Below are 18,876 nucleotides of genomic sequence, written 5' to 3' on the forward strand. Positions count from 1 at the left end.
AGGCGCTGGTCAGAAGGGGTGCCCCTGCATGGGGGCGCCCCTTTCGCGTGGGTCCTGTCCCACCTCGAACCGCCGGTATCCCGTCGTCGACCAGTGTGCGCGGCCAACCTGCGGCCAGTCAGAAGGGCCGCGATGGGGGCCTTCAGGCCTCTTCGTCGTCCTCGGCGAGTGCCTGGTCGATGAGATGGTTCGCCTGCCTCTGCTGGCCCCGCAGCACCTTCGCGTAGAAGCGCCACAGCACAGCAGGGCTGTGACCGGCCCTGCGCGCGACCTCCACGGGATCGACGCCGGCTTTGATCCACAGGGAGATGCAGGCTTGCCGCAATGAGTAAGGGACCTCTGCAAGCGGCGTGTCCACGCCCGCCTGTGGAAGGGCCTTCTCCCGTGCGGCTTGCCAAATTGCGGTGTACTCGGTCGAGCGGACGCGTCCGCCCTCGACGGCATAGAAGAGTCGGCCGTCTGATGCGATGCCATGCGTCTTCATGTGGGCGCGGAGCATTCTCACGAGCGTTGGAGGGATCGGCACGGAGCGCGTCGCCTTACGAGCTCGGCGTTTCAGGCCACGCTTCTCGTACGACTTTCCATCGTCCGTCCATCCGGAACCGACCTCAGGACGACTCTCGGCGAGGATGAATTCGCCCCACTTGCCTTCCTCGCTCTCCTCGGGCAGGAGGAGTGCGGACTCCCCGAGTGCGGCCACCTCGGATGGGCGTAGGGCGGCGTAGTACATGCACCCGAAGAAGGCCTTGAGGCGCTCGCCGCTTGGCCCCTGTTCTTCGACAGCGTCCAAGAGAGCCCGTGCCAGCTTCGGCTCCGGGACGTAGCGGAAGTCGACTTCGTCGTCGGTCGGGGGAGGCTCCCAGTCGATGCGCGACATCGGGTTCACGGCCAGGAGGTCCCGCTCGACCGCGTAACGGAGGGCGTTGCTCAGAACTGTTTGCTTGCGGCGGATGGTGTTCTCGGCCGCGTTCGTTCCGTCCAGCTTCCTGGAGATTGCGTCCAGTGCGAGACGCATGGTGTCGGAGTTCGCTAAGTCCTTCACTTTGTACGAGTGCTTCGCCATCCACCCCAGTGCGTCTGCCACGGCCTCCGGCGGCGTAGCCGAGTCCTTGCGTGCTAACAGCATTCCTGTCTGCGGGTGCTTCAGCATCTGAAATGCCCAGGAGCGCAACGCAAGGCGTAGGACCTTGGGGTCCGGCGCCCCCTTTTCTGTGGTCACCAGCGCCATCGTGGCGTTGGCGAGTGCCTCGGCGATGCCGGCTCGGTGCTTGGCTGAAGCCTTGGGCCATTTCATCAGCGCGTAGGCGCAGGCGTGTTCGTACCAGGTAGGTGAGTTGAGGTCCCTAAGTTCTGACGCGGGAAGTCCCGTCTCGGTGTCGAACTGCTCGCCGTTGCGCGCCGCTGACATCAGTTCGGAGCGGCGCCCGTCCGCGAGGTTCTTGGTCTTGAAAGGCTGCTGATGCGTTCGCCCTCCGACCAGCCAACGAAGCTGAAACGGGGCGCTTTTGCTGCCGCGCTGTCGAACGCCCCAGATGCGCACGTCGTAGGTCAACACGTGAATGCCTCCTAGCGGGGGTGCGCCCCGATGGGCGCACCCGTGGTCCAAGGTCAGGGGGCCGGCTCTTCGTGGGCGGCGAACCAGGCGTCGACGTCGCGTCGACGGAATCGGAGCTGGCCGTTCGGGAGTTTGATGCACTTAGGTGCTTTGCCGCGGGCGCGCAGCCGGTAGAAGGCCGAGCGCGACATGTCCAGCTCTTCGAGTACGGCGGAGAGCTTGAGGTGGCCTTGGGCGTTCGAGGCCTTACGGGCAGGGGATGTCACTGCGGCTCCTTCCGGAAGGGGCGCCGGCCAGATTGGCAGGCAACGGCGATAAGCCTCCTGAGCTGCATGGCTGTGAGGTCGGTGGGGGAGAAGCGACCGCTGTCTCCGTGTGGGCTGGGCGTGCGGGCGTACTTCGTCCCGCCGACTACTGCCCCGGGCGAAATCACCCGCGCTGGTCGCGGCTCCACGCGTGGTACTCCTGGCGGACGTATTCGCGGTAGTCCTCGCCGGTGACCAGCTCGTGCCCCTTGCGACTCAGTCCGTTGTGCGCGATGTCGTACTCGACCAGCTGACGTGCGGCGCTGATGGCGGCCTCGACCGCCTCGCCTGCGACTGCGGGGACGTACGCAGCCGCTCCCTTGAGGGCGATGCGGTCGAGCGTCGCGGCCTTGCGGAGCCAGAACTCACGGTGCTGGTCTACGTCGATGGAGTGGCCCTGCTGTGCCACCCAGCAGATTTCCAAGATGATGCTGGGGGCGCCCGCGTACACGGTCGCAACGTTGGTGGTGCGGTGCTCGTTCGGCACTGCTTCTCCTCGGTCAGTTCTCCTGGCGGCGGTGATCAGAAAATGCGGCCGGCTTGTCCGGCGCTCCAGCGGGGCTCGACGGGGAGCTGTCAGCCAATGGCCGGCACCGCGACGTCGTCCTCACCTGCGACCTTGAGCAGGAGCGTGCGGAGGTCCGTCCCCACGACGGCGGCGAGGCGCTGCTCGATCGCCTGCCAGGAGGCGGGGTCGATCGCCATAAGAGCGGCGACGGCTGTCGGTCCTTTGCCTTCTTCGATGGCGGTCAGCGCATCGCGGAGTTCGCCGGCGGCCATCAGCGATATGGGCTGCGGCGCGGAAGTGTTCTGCTTCGGCATCGAGGGGTCCTCTCGGTCACTGATCAACTGGCGAGGCTGGGGATGGCGTTGCTGATGGCGGCCATGACTTGGTCGATGGGGGCGGCGGCGCCGGTCCGGCTGAGGTAGTAGCCGAAGAGCACAGCGACGATCGCGGAGCCGGCGCCGAGGGTCTTCGAGCGGAGAAGCATGGCCAGGAGCAGGCCGAACAGTGCGAGCGCGGAGATCGTGAGGGACATGGATGCGGCTCCTTGGGAGGATCAGCGGGTGCCGTCGCGGTGGAGGCGAACGGCCGCGTTGTAGAGGCGGCGGCCCACGCGGATGCATCGGCCGTAGCCGTCGCAGCGACGGCAGTCCCGGCCGCGCCTGAGCCGTCCGTTGCGGGCCTTGAGGATCTTGGCGCCCCAACCTCCGCACTTACGGCACGTCCCGAAGGGGCTGATGGCGCACAGGCAGGCGTAACCGAGAGCGACGAATATGAGGCCAGGCATAGCGTGAAGCAGCGAGGTCATCGAAACCCCTCTCAGGGCAGGATTCAGGGATGCGCGGGAAGGTGCCGCTAGGCGCTAGCGCGCAGGTCAGAGAGGTTCTCTGCTGCTAGCAGGGGTGCTAGACCTAGCGGGGGCGCCCGCTAGGTCTAGCGGCGGAGTCGGCTATGCGGCGGCGGCTGTTCCGTCACGTTCCGCAAGCGCCGCGAGGAGGTCGGACCGCCTGATGCCGCGCCGGTTCGCGCCTCTGCCGTCCTCGGTGGTGCCCCACACCTGGACGGTGCGGACGCCGTACGGCTTCAGCGCCGACGTCAGCTGCTCCGCCGACCACTCGCCGTACACCTCCGGCCGGAGCTCCGCGAGGCGGGCGACGATGGACTCGTTCCACAGCTTCGACGTGCCGGCGGGGACTGCGATGAGCACGTCCGCGAGCAGGTCGTAGGAGGGAGGGGCTTCGGTTTCCGGCTGCTCGCCGAGCGCGTGTCCAGCGAGGGTTCCGAGGCGCTCGCGCATCTTGCGCGCCCGCGAGCTGATGCCTTCGGCAGCCACAGCGTCGATCTCGACCGCACGGACGATTTGGGCGTCCGCGCCTTCGCCGAGGAAGTAGCAGATTCCCTTGTCACTCCAGGCGAGCATCGTCGCGCGCACCCCGCGCTTGTAGGCGCCGGTGCCGAGGACGAGGTCGTTCTCGATGTGGCTCATGACCTTCAGGCACCAGCGGGCCGAGGCGTTCGCCGAGATGCCTTTCGGGAGGCTGGAGTCGTCCGGCCGTTGGGTGGACAGCAACAGCACGATGCCCGTGGCCGGGCCTCGCTTGACGAGGTCGGTGCAGATCTCCTCAAGCTCCTTGCCGTACTTCGGGTGTTCGAACCACTTCTGGCACTCGTCCACTCCCACCACGATCGGGTGCAGCTTCAGGGAGCGCTTCGAAGCAAGATCCGTGGTGACCTTCGACTCCGGACAGATGTCCCGGGGCAGTTCCCGGATCACCTTGGTGCGCCGTCGCAGCTCCGTCTGCAGCTCACGCATGGCGTTGACGGCGTAGACGAAGTCCTCTTCGTCGTCGCCCGCCCGGTGCCGGTAGCCGATGGCGTTTCCGACGGGATCGAGGTCGCCGGTCCCCTTCAGGTCGTAGCTGTGCACCTCGGCACGCGGATCGAGCGCGGCGATGAGGAGCAGGAGCCGAAGGAGGTAGGTCTTCCCCATCCTGGGGATGGCGCCGATCACGCCGGCGATGTACATGAGGGTGACTTCGACCCACCTGCCGCGCTGATCAGTCCCCCATGCGACGGGCTTGAAGAGGTCGACGAACCCGGACTCGGCGAGCGACCATTCCGGCTGCTTGGCCTGGGACATGTCCTGGTCCCCGACCCACAGCCTGAGCCGTCCGGTGTGCTCGTCCGGCACCGCCTCGGGCCACACGGTGCCCAATGGCCGGCGGAGACCGGAGGCCAACTTCTCCCGGCGATCGACGACGTCCGTCACCGTGACGCCGTACGGGAGGTCCCCCTCCGCGAGCCAGCCGGGGCCGTCGCGGGTGATGGGAGCAGCGAAGTCGAAGCCGGGATTGCCCTTGGCCTGGGCCTGATTGATCGCCTGGATCCCCAGCGCACCGAGGGCGCGTAGCACGACATCGCTCGTGAGCTTGGTCGCCTTCGGGATCTCGACGGCCCGGCGGATGATCGGGGCGTCGGCCGGCTGCCCCATCCGGCCCATCGCCATGGTGAGGGCGAAGCCGCACAACGCGAGCAGCCATGTCGGCGCCAGCACGTACAGGGCCAGCGCTGTGGCGAACCCTGCTAGCGAGGCTACGACGGCGACGACCGAGCGCCACCGCACACGGCGGTCTCTCTGGCGGGAGAGCTTGAGGTAGTCGCTGATGTCCTCGTGGGCGGCGGCCGACTGCCGGAACGGCTCGCCTTCGGCGTCGGTGGCCCACCGCAGCGCGCCGCCGACGAACCGAGCCGCGCCGCGTGGAGCGTGCACGGCCAGGCGGACGGAGTACCAGGGGGTTCGCACGGCGTGGAAGGCGGTGACATGCCAAGCATGGGCAGCGAGGCCCGTGCCGGCTGCCATGAACTCCTGCCGTGACCGCGCCCAAGCAGGGATGACTGGTCGCCGTTTCGCTCCGCGCGTGCGGTCCATCAGGCCGGGGCCTGGCGGGCCTCCGGGCTGGTCGACGAGGAACACCTCGCCCGGAGCGGTGTCTTCTCTCGGATCACGGTCAGCCGATGCGTCCGAGCCGATGTGGCCCGGTCGACGCTCGTAGGGGTCAGTCGCCGGGCCGTCGCGGTGATCTTCTTCGTTCTCAGGGCTTGCGATGTGCTCGGGTACGGGGCCGAGCGCATCGCCGCCTTCATCCCTCACCGGCACTTCCTTCCTCGGCCCGTCGGCCGCCGCCGCTGTTCAGGACGAGCGTTCAAACGCGGAAGCGCCGGGGGCCGGTGAGGCGGAGCCACCACTGGTACGCGGCCATCACCGCGGTGTGGCCGCCGAGGCCGGACAGGAAGGCAAGCAGCCAGTCGGCACCGAGTTCCCGCGCTGACCGGCAGCCGACGAAAGCGGCGAACAAAGCGATACCGAAGGCCAGCAGCGCCACGACGTTGCGGCCTGTCGTCGTGGGGGCAGTCCTGCGTGCCACGACGATCAGCGACCCAGGATCGCTGAAGTGAAAACCCCCGTCGGGGAGCTGCACCATGACAAGGCGACCGGTGTCCGTGCTGGTGACCCCGGCGACGGTGCCGAGGGCTAAGGCATCGCGCCCTCGCACCACATCACCGATGGCAAGCTTCATTGGTCCTCCTTTGGAGTAGGCAGAGGCAGGAAAACCGACAACGGGTGTGGACCCGCTGCGGTGCAGTTCCGGGAGACCGTTCGTCTGGAGACGAGTGGTCATCACCTCCGGCGCCGCCGCGTCGCATGACGCCGCCGAAGATCAAAAACACTCGTTTTGTCCAGGCACTCTGTGCAGTTCTCAAGGCGCGAGCGCTTCCTTCGTCCCCGCCTTCGCGGGTCCTTCCGGGCGCCATGACTCCTAAAGAGGTCTTCTCCTCAAGTCCTCTTTAGGAGTTGCCAAGACTATGACGTGCCTCTCGTCGAGTCGTCAAGACCTCTTTAGGAGTCATATGCTGAGGGCCGTCGCGCAACAGGACGGTGAGCACCATGGCGAAGGCGTACGAACGGATCGCGGATGATCTCCGCCAATCCATCCGCACAGGTCAGTTGAAGCCCGGCGAGCGCTTGCCTTCGGAGACAACACTCGCGGAGCAGTACGGCCGGAGCGTCCCGACCATGCGCGAGGCTCTCCGCGTTCTGCGCGATGAGGGGTTGATCGAGAAGCAGCACGGTCGCGGCAACTTCGTCCGCCAACCTCGCACGACCGTGTCGCGTACGAACGCCCGTCACCAGTGGGAGAAGGACCGCGCCCGGGAGCCGGAGCAGCGGCGTGCGGAGACCGGAGCCACCGAGCACGACACCGGCCTGCAGGTGAACGACCTCGTCTTCCACGCCTCCTACCGGGAGGTCAAGGCGGGCAAGGACATCACGGATGCCTTCGGGGTGCCGGAGGATTCCGTCTTCGTCGAACGCACCTACCGCACCCGGTACGCCGCCGAACGGGCTCCCTTCGCCCTGGTGACCTCCTACCTCGTACGCGACATGGTCGCGGAGAACCCGGCCCTCCTGGACGCGAGCAACGAGCCGTGGCCGGGGGGCACCCAGAACCAGTTGTTCACCCTGGGGATCGAACTGGACCGCATCGAGGAACGGGTCGTCGCCCGCCCGCCCACGCCGGAAGAGGCGGAAGAGCTGGACCTCCCGGCCGGGACAGCGGTGATCCTCCTCCGGAAGACCTCGTACGACACCAATGACCGCGTTGTGGAGCTCTCCGACATCACGCTGCCCGGCGACCGTACGGAAATGCTCTTCACCACTTCCCTGGAAAGGTGGTGAGTGCCGTGCGCCGGCGCATCATCATCGTCACTGCCGTGCACGCACCGTCCGCGCATCATCTGCGCGACGCGTACAAGTCGCTCTGCGAGCAGGAGCTCCCGGACGACTGGGAGTGGCACTGGATCATCCAGGAGGACGGGAAGAGCGATGGCGTCGCTCCTCACGTTCCCGACGATGTGCGGGTGACCTTCCGGCAGGGGCGGCCCGGCGGTCCTGGAGTTGCCCGGACCATGGCTCTCGCGCACGCCGACGGTGAATACGCCAAGATCCTGGACGCTGACGACCAGCTTCCGCCTGGTGCGCTGGCGCGCGACCTGGCCGTGCTCGAGGGTGACCGCAGCGTCGGCTGGACCACGTCCCGCGTCCTGGACCTGATGCCCGACGGCAGCACCGTCGGCTTCGACCAGGACCCCGAGGGCGGTCCGATCGAGCGCGGGGCCGTGCTCGACCACTGGAAGGCGCACAACTACCGTGCGCAGGTCCACCCGGCGACCCTGTTCGTCCGCCGTGATCTGCTGCTCGCCCTCGGCGGTTGGATGGCGCTTCCCGCGTCGGAGGACACCGGTCTTCTGCTCGCGCTGGATGCCGTCAGCCGCGGTTGGTTCACGCGCGAGGTGGGTCTTCTGTACCGCAAGTGGCCTGGCCAGGCGACCGGGCAGTCCGCCCACACGGACGCCGCAGAGCGCGATGCGCGCATGGCCGTGGTGGAGGCGAGGGCGCGGGCGCTGGCCTCCTGCCGCTGGCAGTACCCCGCTACGGACTGACCGGCACCTCATAGACGATCTCGCACAGGCCGGCGGGTACGACGATGTCCGCCGTCTCGACCGGCCGTCCGTCATCGCTGTAATAGGTCCGCTGAATGCGGGTGACGAGTGCGCCCCGCTGCACGCCGAGGAGGGTTGCCTCCTCGGCGGTGGCATGTCCGGGCTCGGGCTGCTCCACCGCGTGCGTCACGGTGATGCCGATCGCGGCCATGCGGCCGACGACTCCCTTGCCGGCGTGAGGGCCGCCCTCGGGTAGCACCACCAACGTGCCGCGCGTAAGGCTGTAGGGCTCCCAACTCGTCGAGATCTGCACGGGCTTGCCGTCAGCCAGAAACTCGTACGCCGTCCGGACGCAGAGGTCCCCCTCCGGGATCCCCAGGCGCGCGGCTACAGGGGCGGGCGCGGGCACCTTCGCCTCGGTGCTGCTCTCCCATGTGCCGTGCTTGCCCAGTACGGACATGTCGGCACGGAAGGGCGGCTCCCCGCGCTCTTCGCGGCACTGAGAGCGGACGACGCGCAGTCGTTCCCGGGGCTCGGCCACGTACGTACCGGATCCGGCCCGCCCCTCCAAGAGGCCCTGGGAGATCAGCAGTTCCTGGGCGCGGCGGATGACGTTCTCGCCCACGCCGCCACACTCCTGCGCAAGCTGCGCACGCGACGGCAGCCGGTCCCCCGGAGTCCATTCCCGGTCCGCTATGCGCCGTCTCAGCAGGTCAGCGACGCGGAGGTAAGGCGGCTGCTCAGGCATATGGAAAATCTAGTCCACTAGCTCTAATCTAGTTAACTAGCCTTACGCGCAGTGATCCGGTGGCGACGGAGGAACGTCTTGTGCCCGCACGCAACGCCCGCGCCGAGCGCATGGCAGCTCGCCTCTCGGCTGCCGGCTTCACAACGCGCGTGACGCATCGGAACGACCACATCTGCATCGAGGTGGAAGCCCAGGAATCGGTCGCGGCTGAGTCGTGGCGCGAGCTCTTAGCGGTGCTGGACACAGCTGACCGCTTCGGCCTCGTCGTCAACGAGAGCGGCTGCACCGCGTGGGCCGACATCAACGAGGAAACCCCCGCGACAGACGCCACTGTCCGGGGGCACGGCCGTCAGCTGTAAGGAGCTGATCAGCGTGTTCGACCTTATCCGCCGTGCCGCCGCTTGGACCAGACGGCAATTAGTTCGCCCACCGGGACGGCACCGCCTGGTCACACCAGTGCAGTGCTCGACGACCACCAAGCCGGCGACTCCGCCGGCACCTCCCATGCCTCAGCCTCCGCTGTCTCCTCAGTGCGCGGAGCTGGCCCGGGCCGAAGAGATCGCTCTTGTCCGCCCGTACGTAATGGCCAGCGACGAGCGAGAACGGCTATGGAGGAAGTCGGACCACCATTCCTTCCCGCTCGGCCAGCTCCCCAACTTGGTGGGGGTGCACTGATGCCCATGCGCACCGGAGAGTCCGGGCAGTACTACTCCTCCGCCTGCCGAATGGGTGCCCACGGCGATTGCGGCGAGGCCAATGCCAGGGGCGCTCTCCGAGCCTCCCTGGTGACCTACGAAGCCTGCGGCTGCCCGTGCCACCGAAGCAAGGGGCATGAGTGCGACCGCGGGGAGGGGCGCTGATGGCGCGTCCACAGAACTCAGTCATCACCTTCGAGGTCACCACCGAGACGGTGAGGCGGGGAGACGTCGTCGCGATAGGCGGCTACTGGTTCGAGATCACGGACCTGACGGTCCTGCCCGGCCAGGCGAAGCGCCTGTGCTTCAGCTCAGGCGAATCGCTGACCTTGCACCCACGAACGCGACTGACCGTGCAACGACTCCTCAGGGACCGGTGATCAGCAGCTATGGGTATGCACTACCAAGCCATCGCAGACGACCTCCGGCTCCAGGTGCAGTCCGGTGCATTGGCAGTCGGCGCACGGTTGCCCTCGGAGACGAAGCTCGCGTCCCGGTACAGGGTGAGCGCACCTACGCTGAGGAGCGCTCTGGAGGTTCTTCAGGCGGAAGGTCTGGTCGAGAAGTTCCACGGCCGAGGGAACTACGTCCGTCGGCCCTGCGAGCGGATCACCTACCGCGGTGGTGAGCACTTCTCCGGCTTTCGCGCGGCGGCCGACGGTGCCCTGCAGGTCAGTTGCGAGATCCAGAAGGTGCAGGCATCCGGCGCCGTGTCGGCACTGCTCTGCGTGCGGCCTGGCACCCTGCTCACGGAGTACCTGTACCTCAGCCGCCGGGGAAACTGGCCGCAGAGCCTGGCCCGCGTATACGTCCCCTGCGACGTCGCGAAGCCCAGGGTTCCCCAAGGCAACCTGTCGCCGTGGGGCGACAGCGTCTGGGACCTACTCGCCGATGCAGGGGTACATGCGCTGTCCACCACCGAACGCATCACCGCCCGTGTGCCCAGTACCGAGGAGGCGAAGACTCTCCGCATCCCCGTGAAGGCACCAGTGATGGTGGTGGAGCGCACGTCCACGGACGCCGACGGCTGCGTGGTGGAAGCCGCGTACCTTCTGCTTCCCGGCGACCGCACCGAAGCCGTGTTCAGCACTCACGCGCGATGTGAGACGCCCGATGGCACTGACCCCACCCCCCGTCGACTGCCATGGGACACGGCCGACGGCAAGCCGTGCTTCCTGAGCACGGCTGCCGAGGGCGGTGTTCTGTCTCGAATCGCTGATGACGTCGAAGCGGAGCAGACGGACACCGCGGCCGAGGTCCTGGCCGGCGCGAAGACAGTGCTGGCCGATTCCCAAGCGGCCACCCACAAGCTGCGGTTCGCGCTCGCACGGGTCACCGAGTCCCTGGGGGACGTGCTGAGGGTCGCGCAGAGCCGGGGAGCACGTTTGCCGGCGCCGGACGACCCCGGACTGAGCGACGCAGGTGACAAGGCGGGAGACGCTGAATCGCCGACGGAGGTGGCCCCATGACCGTCCCGGCCACGGATCGGACGACGAGTACGGCAGCCGTGGAGTACTGCGGGTGCTGCACTGGGCACCGCACGATCTGGTGCCCGGATTGCTGCGGCTTCACCGGCTGCCACACATGTCGACAAACCCTCCGGGTTCCGTGCCCGGCATGCGCTGGCGGCACTCGGGAACGCATCCGCTGGTGATTCCACCGCGGGCGACAACGGCCCGCGACGCCCTTCGGTCCGGCTCTGCTCTGCAGAGCCGGACCGTTTCGCGTTCAGGGAAGGGTCTCGGCGTCGATGCGAGAAAAGATCAGATCGCTTTCACTGGTGACCGGCCCCCGCCAGCGGACGGGGGCGGAGGGGCCGTCGCGTAAGGCCCGCGGGTAGCTCTCCGCCGCGTAGTCATTGGCGAGCCGGTAGGTGTGGAAGCCGTGGTCCCGCATCGTGGCCAGCAGCTCTTCGGCGGAGTCACCCAGCTGCGCCATACGGTCGGGCGTGACCTCGATGGTGATCTCTGCGTCGGGCCGGAGCTGGTCGAGTAAGGGCACCATGCCGCGGACGACGCTTCCCTCGGCACCCTCCACGTCGATCTTGATCACCCGCGCGTTGGTGATCTCTGCCGGGGAGAGCATCTCCACCAGCGGCCGAGCCTCGATCCGGAAGGTGGCCTCAGCCCGGCCCGCGTACGGCACGATGCTGTTCGCCCCGAGGTTGTGGGAGCTGGCCAGGGCGAATGCCAACGTCTCCCGCTTGTCGGAGACGGCGGCATTCACGGCGCGGATGTTGCGGCACGCGTTGAGCTGAACTTGCCGCAGCAGGTTCTGGTGAGTGTCCGGAGAAGCCTCGATCGCGACGACCTGGCCCTCGTCTCCCACGAGGCGCGACGCCAGCACGCTGAAGTACCCGATGTTGGCGCCAACATCGATGAACGTGTCGCCGGGCCGGAGTTGGCGCCGGAGCCAGTACGTCATGTGCGGCTCCCACACGCCGAACATGTAGATGTAGCGCTGGATGAGGTCGCTGGTGAGCACCTCGAACCTGGCGCCAAACTGAGCGTCGATCATTCGACGTCGCGGGTGATCGCGTAAGCGTTGATTCAGGTACTGGGCCAGCCCCTTGGACGCCAGATAAGGCAGATCACTCATATATCGGCGCGCAAGTTTGACGAGCAAGTCCGAAGGTCGGTGTCGCTCTAAGTAGGGCATGCTCGCGACCGTACGAGTCCGCTGGGGCTCCAGCAACACGCGTACCTGCCCCCCTCAGGGCTGAGCTCTCCGGCCGCCCGAACGAAGCGACGGTGGGGACCGGCCGATTACAGCCAGTCCCCACGTACGGCGGACGACGCCAGGTAGCGTCGGCCGCCGCGCTCGCATCGCTTAGCCCAGCCCGTTGTCCCACACGCGCCGCGGGCCCGCGAATGTGTTGCCCTTGCTCGTCTGGACATAATTTCCCCTGTGCGGCCAACGCACAGCACGCAGCCGTTGACGCATTTAATAAGAATGGACTCAATGCTGATGGAAAATACTTCGCCCCACGAGGAAAGGAGATTTGCCCGTGATTCCATTACGGACTTTCAGGGGATCGCTCAAGGCATCTTGGATGCCGCGGAGGAATCGTGCGGAGTTGAAGCTCTTGAGCGAGACCTGGAGCGCGCACTTGCGGTACTGCAGCGAAACGCAGACCTGAGGCCTCAATTTGAGACGGAGCTCATTTCCCTGATTGATTCGATTAGGGAAGGCGTTGTCGAGCTGGTCTCCTTTGTCATGCATGAGTTGCGCTGGCAGGCCGTGGAGGAGGGGATCAGGAGCAGGATTTCTGACCCCAGGGCGAACGTCAGCGACCTCCGACTCTACGAAGCAATGCTGGATGCATTCTCCGATTCATGGCGTGACCGCGATCTTTATGTAAGGTTTGATCGCTAGGTCACGAAATGCAGCCCCGCCAGGTCCGGCTGGCAGGCTGCATTGCCGTCTGGCGGCAGTAGTCAACAGCAGCTCACGGCGCTAAATCGAGTCCGAGCATGCGGATGGCGTTGCCGCGCAGCAGTTTGTGGATGGTTTCGGTATCCAGGCCCTTCACATGGTCGAGGGCGACCTGTCTGGTGTGGGGCCAAGTGGAGTCGACGTGGGGGTAGTCGGTCTCGAAGGTGGCGTTGTCGCGGCCCACCACGTCGAGCGAGGCGATGCCATGTTTGTCGCGGAAGAAGCAGCAGTAGACCTGCCGGTAGTAGTAGGTGGAGGGCGGCTCGGGAATCAGCTCGCGCACGCCACCCCAGGCGCGGTGCTCAAGCCACACATCGTCGGCGCGCTCCAGGGCGTACGGGATCCATCCCATCTGCCCTTCGCTGTAGGCGAGTTTGAGGCGAGGGAAGCGGACAAGGACGCCACTGAAGAGGAAATCCATCATCGACGCCATAGCGTTGTTGAAGCTCAACGCGGCCTGCACGGCGGGTGGGGCATCCGGTGACGCAGCCGGCATCTGGGACGACGACCCGATGTGCATGTTGACCACCGTTCCGGTCTCCTCGCAGACCGCGAAGAACGGATCCCAGTAACCGGAGTGGATCGAGGGTAGCCCGAGGTGCGTCGGTATTTCGCTGAAGGTCACGGCCCGTACGCCGCGCGCCGCGTTTCGCCGGATCTCCTCGGCGGCAAGTCCAACATCCCAGAGCGGAATCAGACACAGCGGGATCAGCCGACCGCCGCTGTCTCCACACCACTCCTCGACCATCCAGTCGTTGTAGGCCCGCACGCAAGCGAGGGCGACCTCCTTGTCGTGGGCTTCGGCGAAGGTCTGACCGCAGAACCGCGGGAAGGTCGGGAAGCAGAGTGACGCCTCCACGTGGTTGAGATCCATGTCTTCCAGTCGCGCCTTCGGGTCCCAACAGCCACGCCGCATCTGTTCGCGGGTGATGCCGTCGAGAGTCATTTCCTCGCGGGAGAAGCCCACCGCAGCGATGATCCGCTTGTACGGGAAGAACAGTCCCTCGTACTGCCACCAGTCGGTGCGCTGCCCGTTCGGGTCCGTGGTGAACCTGTACTTACCGCCGACGTACTGGAGCTCGCCGATGCCGGCGGTGAGCGGCTTTGGTCCCCGCTCTCGATACTTGCTCGGGAGCCACGTCTCGAACAGATGGGCGGGCTCGATTACGTGATCGTCCACGCTGATGATCAGCGGCAGGTCCTTAGCGACAACCTCATTGCTGACCATGACGCTCCTTTTCCACGGGCTGCCCATCCCGGCAACCTGACGGTCCGTCAGACGCGAGCCTATGGGCTGGCCCATGCCCCGGCAAGGATGGTTTGAGGACTGAAGCGGCCAAGGTTGAGGCGTCTCAGCAAAGCGGAAGCGCCCGCGAGATCAGCGACCTAGCCTCGATGGCTCGACGATCTCCGGGAGGTGCCGAGTGCACGGACAAGAGCAAAAGCTAGCGATGACGATTGCGGGGCTCCTGCTGGTGGGCGGAGTGCTGATCAGCCAGGCGCTGATAGGGGCGTGGGCAACGTTCTCTGTCAGCGCCTCGATCATCCCGTGCATGTACGCGGGTCCGCAGGTGGCCCACGAACTGGCCGTGCGGCGGTTCGCGCGTCGGCTTCGACGGTGGCCTGGGCGACGTCCCATGCCGTGAGCGCGACCGAAAGACAGCGGGTGTAGCCTCGGCCCGACACCTAAGATCCTCTAGACATCTTTATGAGTGCCGCGTCTGGGGGAGTGCGTGGGGGCCGCAGAACAACTGGTCACGGTCGCCGCCGTGGTGCTCGGCGCGCTGACCACCCACCTGACGAACGCTCTGGCGGAACGCCGGCGCAAGCAGCACCAGCTACTGACTCGGTGGGACGACAGGAAGCTCGACGCCTACGCCGGCTACGTCGACAGGATCAGGGAGAGCGTGTTCCTGGCCGTCGAGCTCTACGAGCACCGAGAAGGGCTCCGGGAGAGCGAACGGAGCGAATCCGAGATCAAGGCCAGCATGGCGGAGGCGGGACGTCTCCGCGGGCGTGCCTTCGAGCGGGTCATGCTGCTGGCGGGGGACGACGTTGTTGAGGCTGCTCACGAGCTGAACTCGGTGACACTCGACGTCGACTGGCAAGCCATGGGGAAGATCACCGGAAGCCTCGAGGAATGGCGCGCGCGAAACAGGGCGGTGTTTGGGGCGATCAACGCCTTCCACGATGCCGCCCGGACCGACCTCGGGGTCACCGGCAGCGTCACGGGCGACCAGCACCCCGAGCGGGATCTACTCCTGCCCCCTGCCTAGTCGGGCCTCGGTCCACTCCACGATGAGCTGGCGGCACCGCCGCGCGCGGTCTGCTAGGTCGCCGTGTGTGGCAGATAGCTCGGCCAGGTAGTGGAGCACGTCGGTGACGGTGTCGTGGTCCGGGTCTTCTGAGAGAAACTCTTCCGCTGCCGCCGCGACGTCGTTTTCCGGTTCGAGGAGCAGCCCACGGAACAGTCCGAACAACCCCCAAGCGTCCTCCTCGGGTGATGGCATCGGAGAGATGAGTAGTTCGGTCCACCGCTCCATGCATGCCGCGGGCCCTGATTCCAAGGTGTCCAGCATGATCTTCTCGAACAGAAAATCGCTATCACAGGGTGTGGCGGCGGCGGCCTGCTCAAGATCTTCACGTGCCTGTGCGTAGTGGCCCGCTTGTCGGCGAGCGATGCCTCGCAAACCAAGGATCCAGGTGTTGGGGTCGATGTCCAGGGCAGCGGTGAAGTCGGTGATGGCCTGGAGATAGCGCCCAGCCTGCCGGTGGGCCTCTCCTCGTTCAGCGTGGGCCCAGGCCCAGGTGGGGTCAAGGTTGGTGGCGGCGGTGAGGTCGGTGATGGCTTGGTCGTAGTTCCCGATCTGCCGGTGGGCTTCTCCCCGTGAGGCCAAGGCCCAGTCGCAGGTGGGGTCAAGGTTGATGGCGGCGGTGAGGTCGGTGATGGCTTGGTCGTAGTTCCCGGCCTGGCGGTGGGCTTGTCCCCGTGAGCCGTGGGCCCAGGCGTAGGTGGGTCGCAGATTGATGGCGGCGGTGAGGTCGGTGATGGCTTGGTCGTAGTTCCCCGCCTGGCGGTGGGCTTCTCCCCGTGAGGCCAAGGCCCAGTCGCAGGTGGGGTCGATGTTGATGGCGGCGGTGAGGTCGGTGATGGCTTGGTCGTAGTTCCCGGCCTGGCGGTGGGCTTGTCCCCGTTGAGCGTGGGCCCAGGCGTCGTGGGGTTCGGTGTCCAGGTGGGCGGTGAGGTCGGTGATGGCTTGGTCGTAGTGCCCAGCTGCGAGGTGGGCTTGTCCCCGTGAGCGGAGAGCCCAGTTGCAGGTGGGGTCGATGTTGATGGCGGCGGTGAGGTCGGTGATGGCCTGCTCGTAGTGCCCAGCAGCGAGGTGGGCTCGTCCCCGTTGGCCGTGGGCCCAGGCGTAGGTGGGTCGCAGATTGATGGCGGCGGTGAGGTCGGTGATGGCCTGGTCGTAGTTCCCGGCCTGGCGGTGGGCTTGGCCCCGTTGAGCGTGGGCCCAGGCGTAGGTGGGGTCGATGTTGATGGCGGCGGTGAGGTCGGTGATGGCCTGGTCGTAGTTCCCGGTCTGCCGGTGGGCTTGTCCCCGTGAGCCGAGCGCCCAGGCGTCGTTGGGGTCGATGTTGATGGCGGCGGTGAGGTCGGTGATGGCCTGGTCGTAGTTCCCGGTCTGCCGGTGGGCCTCTCCCCGTGAGCCGAGGATCCAGGCGTCGTCGGGGGCGTGGATGTTGACGGCGGCGGTGAGGTCGGTGATGGCCTGGTCGTAGTTTCCGGCCTGCCGGTGGGCCTCTCCCCGTAGTGCTTGAGTCCAGGCGTAGGTGGGGTTGAGGTTGAGGGCAGCGGTGAGGTCGGTGATGGCCTGGTCGTAGTTCCCAGTCTGCCGGTGGGCTTCTCCACGTTGACCGTGGGTCCAGGCGTCGTTGGGGTCGATGTTCAGGGCAGTGGTGAGGTCGCTGATGGCCTGGTCATGGTGGCCGAGCTGCTGGCGGGCTGCGCCTCGGTAGGCCCAGGCACGGGTGTTGCGGGGGTCGGTGGCTATGGCACGGTCCAGTTCGTAGATCGCTTCCTCATCGCGATCAACGCGGTAGAGGTACTCGCCGCGATAGGTGTAGGACCAAGCCCGGGAAGTGGTGCTCAGGTGGCCGTGAGACAGCAGTGCGGCAAGAAAAGGCAGGACGGGCTCATCGTTGGCGACCGCGTTTTGGAGGCGGTTGGCCCAACATAGGAGGGCAGAGTCGGTGGTGTCGTCGGCTGCTTGTTGGAAGGAATCGGTCCACTGCCGCAGAGTGTCAGTGTCCGTGCCAGCGGCATGGACCGCCTGCTCCAGCGCGGGTGCCAGCTGGCCTGCCGGGTGTGCACACAGCAGGTGGTAAGTCTCATCCAAGCGGTGGCGACGCCATCGGGGATTGCTCCACCGCTTACTCTCGATGAGGTCCTGTTCAGCGGCTGTCCGCCAGGTGGCGTGCGTGTCGGCGAGCCGGTGGTGTGCAGCGGTCCAACGCTGTGGGGAACGGGTCCGCTGCTGGCGCACCATGCTTGCGCGCACTACTGCGTGGTACTGCTTGAAGCCGCCGCGGCCGGTGACAAACGGTTGCCCGCACAGCCAGCTCCATAGTCCTTGCGCCTCTTGTGGTGCGGCGGCAGCGAAGACGTCTTCGTTCAGCTGGGGGGCCAGCGCGCACGCGAGGACCGTCTCACGCTGTCGAGGGTCTGTTATCCACTGCACGAAGCGTTCGACCGCTGCATCGACCACGTCGCCGTCCGCGTCCACGTCCTCAGCGGCGCCGAGCGGGGCAAGAGAGAGAAGCTGCACTAGCAGCGGCAGCCCCATCGACAGCTGCAGGACCGCTTCCACCACCCCTGGTTCTGTCACGCCTCGGCTGGCTAGCAGCTCCCGCGTCTCCGCCTCGGTGAACACCTCCAGTGGCACGTCTGCCACCAACGCCCGCAGATGCGCCCACTCCCGTTCCGCGAGTTCGTCACGCCCTGCCAGTACCACCATCACGTTGACCGGCACCGGCCCAAACGAGTCCGCGAGTAGATCCCGCAGCCACCCGTCCAGGGAGCGGCCAGTCTGCTCCCAGGTATCGAAGAACAGCACCACCCATGGGTACCGCCCACACAGCCGGCCCAGCTCAGAGACAAACGCCCGGCTTCCTCCGACCGCGTCGCCCCCGCGCCCCCGCCGTCCCCGGGACCGAACCCCGGCCCGCAGTCGATCCAGTCCCTGGGCCGCGGTATCCGGGTTCGCCATCGCGGTCACTACCCCAGCTCCCGGGATCAGCGACGCCGCGCCCAGCGCGGCCTGCGATACAACCCGGCTCGAAACCGACGCCTCGCCCTCAGCCGCTGAGCCACTTTGCGTCGGTACTGGCTCGGCAGCCACTTCCTGCTCCCGCCGGTACTGCTCGACTGCCCGGTCGAACTCTTTGAGCGGGCCCGCCTGCTCTGCCAACTGCCGAGCCAGCTCCACCAGGGCCTGCTGCACTCCGTGGACGTCGTTCTCATCCACCACTGCAGTTACCGCGCCCGCCCGCCGCGCCACCTCCTGCCATTGCCTCAGCAAGGTGGACTTGCCTACGCCGCCCACTCCACGCACGTGAAACAGGAACTCAGCAGGATCCCGCTCCGACTCCGGGTCCTTCGCCAAGTTCTCCGCGAACAGCGACAACTGCGTCCGCCGGCCGACAAACTTCGCCTGCGCGCGCTGCCGGATCAGCTCGCCACGTGACCTGCCCTGCCGTCCATGCCCCGACATGCCTCACCCCCCTGACTCCCGGCTCGCCGAGCCCATCAGCCGGAACCGGTTCAGCCAGCAATACCGCCACACACCACGGTACGGAGGACGCCATACGTATGCAGTCCTGTTCGCAAGGTCCGCTGAGGGAGGGCGCATAGCCCTATGTATCTGCCTGAGCCTGATCGGGCGTACAGGGCCGACCATCGTGGCGGTGGCCAACCTCCGGCCAGGCGTCCCCGCCGGAACCATGTGCCCCGCGAGCCCTCCCCACGTCGCCGCAGGTAGTGCGACGCGGGGAGGCTTGCCCGAGCGGCCTAAGGGAACGGTCTTGAAAACCGTCGTGGCAGCGATGTCACCGAGGGTTCAAATCCCTCAGCCTCC

General features: G+C 66.8%; 19 protein-coding genes and 1 tRNA gene. 8 read left to right on the forward strand and 12 right to left on the reverse strand.

Translation table 11 applies throughout. From position 1 onward, the window contains the following. Positions 1-142: 142 nt before the first annotated feature. The 8 genes from ABZ956_RS05420 to ABZ956_RS05455 form a co-directional block, all read right to left on the reverse strand. Positions 143-1,555, reverse strand: coding sequence for a site-specific integrase (locus ABZ956_RS05420; protein WP_361887300.1), 1,413 nt, complete (start codon positions 1,553-1,555; stop codon positions 143-145). 53 nt (positions 1,556-1,608) lie between these two features. Next, positions 1,609-1,821, reverse strand: coding sequence for a helix-turn-helix domain-containing protein (locus ABZ956_RS05425; RefSeq protein ID WP_361887303.1), 213 nt, complete (start codon positions 1,819-1,821; stop codon positions 1,609-1,611). A gap of 163 nt (positions 1,822-1,984) precedes the next feature. Continuing rightward, on the reverse strand, positions 1,985-2,269 hold the full coding sequence (locus ABZ956_RS05430; RefSeq protein ID WP_361887306.1) for a hypothetical protein: 285 nt from the start codon (positions 2,267-2,269) through the stop codon (positions 1,985-1,987). A gap of 167 nt (positions 2,270-2,436) precedes the next feature. Next, positions 2,437-2,682 carry a hypothetical protein gene (locus ABZ956_RS05435; protein ID WP_361887309.1) on the reverse strand — a complete coding sequence of 82 codons (246 nt, stop codon included), beginning with the start codon at positions 2,680-2,682 and terminating at the stop codon, positions 2,437-2,439. A gap of 23 nt (positions 2,683-2,705) precedes the next feature. Continuing rightward, positions 2,706-2,900: a hypothetical protein gene (locus tag ABZ956_RS05440; RefSeq protein ID WP_361887312.1), complete on the reverse strand. Its 195-nt coding sequence runs from the start codon at positions 2,898-2,900 to the stop codon at positions 2,706-2,708. Between the two features lie 21 nt (positions 2,901-2,921). After that, a complete protein-coding gene (locus tag ABZ956_RS05445; protein ID WP_361887315.1) occupies positions 2,922-3,152 on the reverse strand; it encodes a hypothetical protein in 231 nt (76 codons plus the stop codon). A gap of 162 nt (positions 3,153-3,314) precedes the next feature. Next, positions 3,315-5,294 carry a cell division protein FtsK gene (locus ABZ956_RS05450; protein ID WP_361887318.1) on the reverse strand — a complete coding sequence of 660 codons (1,980 nt, stop codon included), beginning with the start codon at positions 5,292-5,294 and terminating at the stop codon, positions 3,315-3,317. Positions 5,295-5,568: 274 nt separating this feature from the next. Beyond that, entirely contained in the window at positions 5,569-5,943 is a 375-nt protein-coding gene (locus ABZ956_RS05455; protein WP_361887320.1) for a hypothetical protein, read from the reverse strand. A 368-nt stretch (positions 5,944-6,311) separates the two neighbouring features. Between ABZ956_RS05455 and ABZ956_RS05460 the strand changes: the two genes are divergently transcribed. Beyond that, entirely contained in the window at positions 6,312-7,100 is a 789-nt protein-coding gene (locus tag ABZ956_RS05460; RefSeq protein ID WP_361887323.1) for a GntR family transcriptional regulator, read from the forward strand. Further along, complete coding sequence (locus ABZ956_RS05465; protein ID WP_361887326.1) at positions 7,094-7,864, forward strand: glycosyltransferase; 771 nt, start codon at positions 7,094-7,096, stop codon at positions 7,862-7,864. The genes ABZ956_RS05460 and ABZ956_RS05465 overlap by 7 nt, the downstream gene beginning before the upstream one ends. On the opposite strand, the gene ABZ956_RS05470 is transcribed toward ABZ956_RS05465, so the two are convergent. After that, entirely contained in the window at positions 7,854-8,612 is a 759-nt protein-coding gene (locus tag ABZ956_RS05470) for a GntR family transcriptional regulator (protein WP_361887329.1), read from the reverse strand. The genes ABZ956_RS05465 and ABZ956_RS05470 overlap by 11 nt on opposite strands. A gap of 80 nt (positions 8,613-8,692) precedes the next feature. Here ABZ956_RS05470 and ABZ956_RS05475 point away from each other — a divergent pair, with 80 nt between their 5' ends. From ABZ956_RS05475 to ABZ956_RS05485, 3 genes are all read left to right on the forward strand, one after another. Further along, complete coding sequence (locus ABZ956_RS05475) at positions 8,693-8,971, forward strand: hypothetical protein (RefSeq protein WP_361887332.1); 279 nt, start codon at positions 8,693-8,695, stop codon at positions 8,969-8,971. Positions 8,972-9,471: 500 nt separating this feature from the next. Then, positions 9,472-9,687, forward strand: coding sequence for a hypothetical protein (locus ABZ956_RS05480; protein ID WP_361887335.1), 216 nt, complete (start codon positions 9,472-9,474; stop codon positions 9,685-9,687). A gap of 15 nt (positions 9,688-9,702) precedes the next feature. Continuing rightward, entirely contained in the window at positions 9,703-10,776 is a 1,074-nt protein-coding gene (locus tag ABZ956_RS05485; RefSeq protein ID WP_361887338.1) for a GntR family transcriptional regulator, read from the forward strand. Positions 10,777-11,035: 259 nt separating this feature from the next. Here the strand turns inward: ABZ956_RS05485 and ABZ956_RS05490 are convergent, their stop codons facing one another. Beyond that, positions 11,036-11,905 (reverse strand): FkbM family methyltransferase, encoded by an 870-nt coding sequence (locus ABZ956_RS05490; protein WP_361887341.1) that lies wholly within the window; start codon positions 11,903-11,905, stop codon positions 11,036-11,038. A 363-nt stretch (positions 11,906-12,268) separates the two neighbouring features. On the opposite strand from ABZ956_RS05490, the gene ABZ956_RS05495 reads away from it, so the two are divergent. Then, positions 12,269-12,682, forward strand: coding sequence for a hypothetical protein (locus ABZ956_RS05495; RefSeq protein WP_361887343.1), 414 nt, complete (start codon positions 12,269-12,271; stop codon positions 12,680-12,682). A 73-nt stretch (positions 12,683-12,755) separates the two neighbouring features. Here ABZ956_RS05495 and ABZ956_RS05500 read toward each other — a convergent pair whose 3' ends face one another. Continuing rightward, entirely contained in the window at positions 12,756-13,970 is a 1,215-nt protein-coding gene (locus ABZ956_RS05500; RefSeq protein ID WP_361887345.1) for an amidohydrolase family protein, read from the reverse strand. A gap of 505 nt (positions 13,971-14,475) precedes the next feature. On the opposite strand from ABZ956_RS05500, the gene ABZ956_RS05505 reads away from it, so the two are divergent. Beyond that, the gene (locus ABZ956_RS05505) at positions 14,476-15,018 is read left to right on the forward strand and encodes a hypothetical protein (RefSeq protein WP_361887347.1); all 543 of its coding nucleotides are present in this window, start codon (positions 14,476-14,478) and stop codon (positions 15,016-15,018) included. Here ABZ956_RS05505 and ABZ956_RS05510 read toward each other — a convergent pair. After that, positions 14,998-18,513, reverse strand: a complete 3,516-nt coding sequence (locus ABZ956_RS05510) for a tetratricopeptide repeat protein (protein WP_361887349.1) — start codon at positions 18,511-18,513, stop codon at positions 14,998-15,000. The genes ABZ956_RS05505 and ABZ956_RS05510 overlap by 21 nt on opposite strands. 277 nt (positions 18,514-18,790) lie before the next feature. Between ABZ956_RS05510 and ABZ956_RS05515 the strand changes: the two genes are divergently transcribed. Beyond that, positions 18,791-18,876 (forward strand) — tRNA-Ser (locus tag ABZ956_RS05515).

The organism is Streptomyces sp. NPDC046261, from assembly GCF_040646235.1.
Lineage (GTDB): Bacteria > Actinomycetota > Actinomycetes > Streptomycetales > Streptomycetaceae > Streptomyces.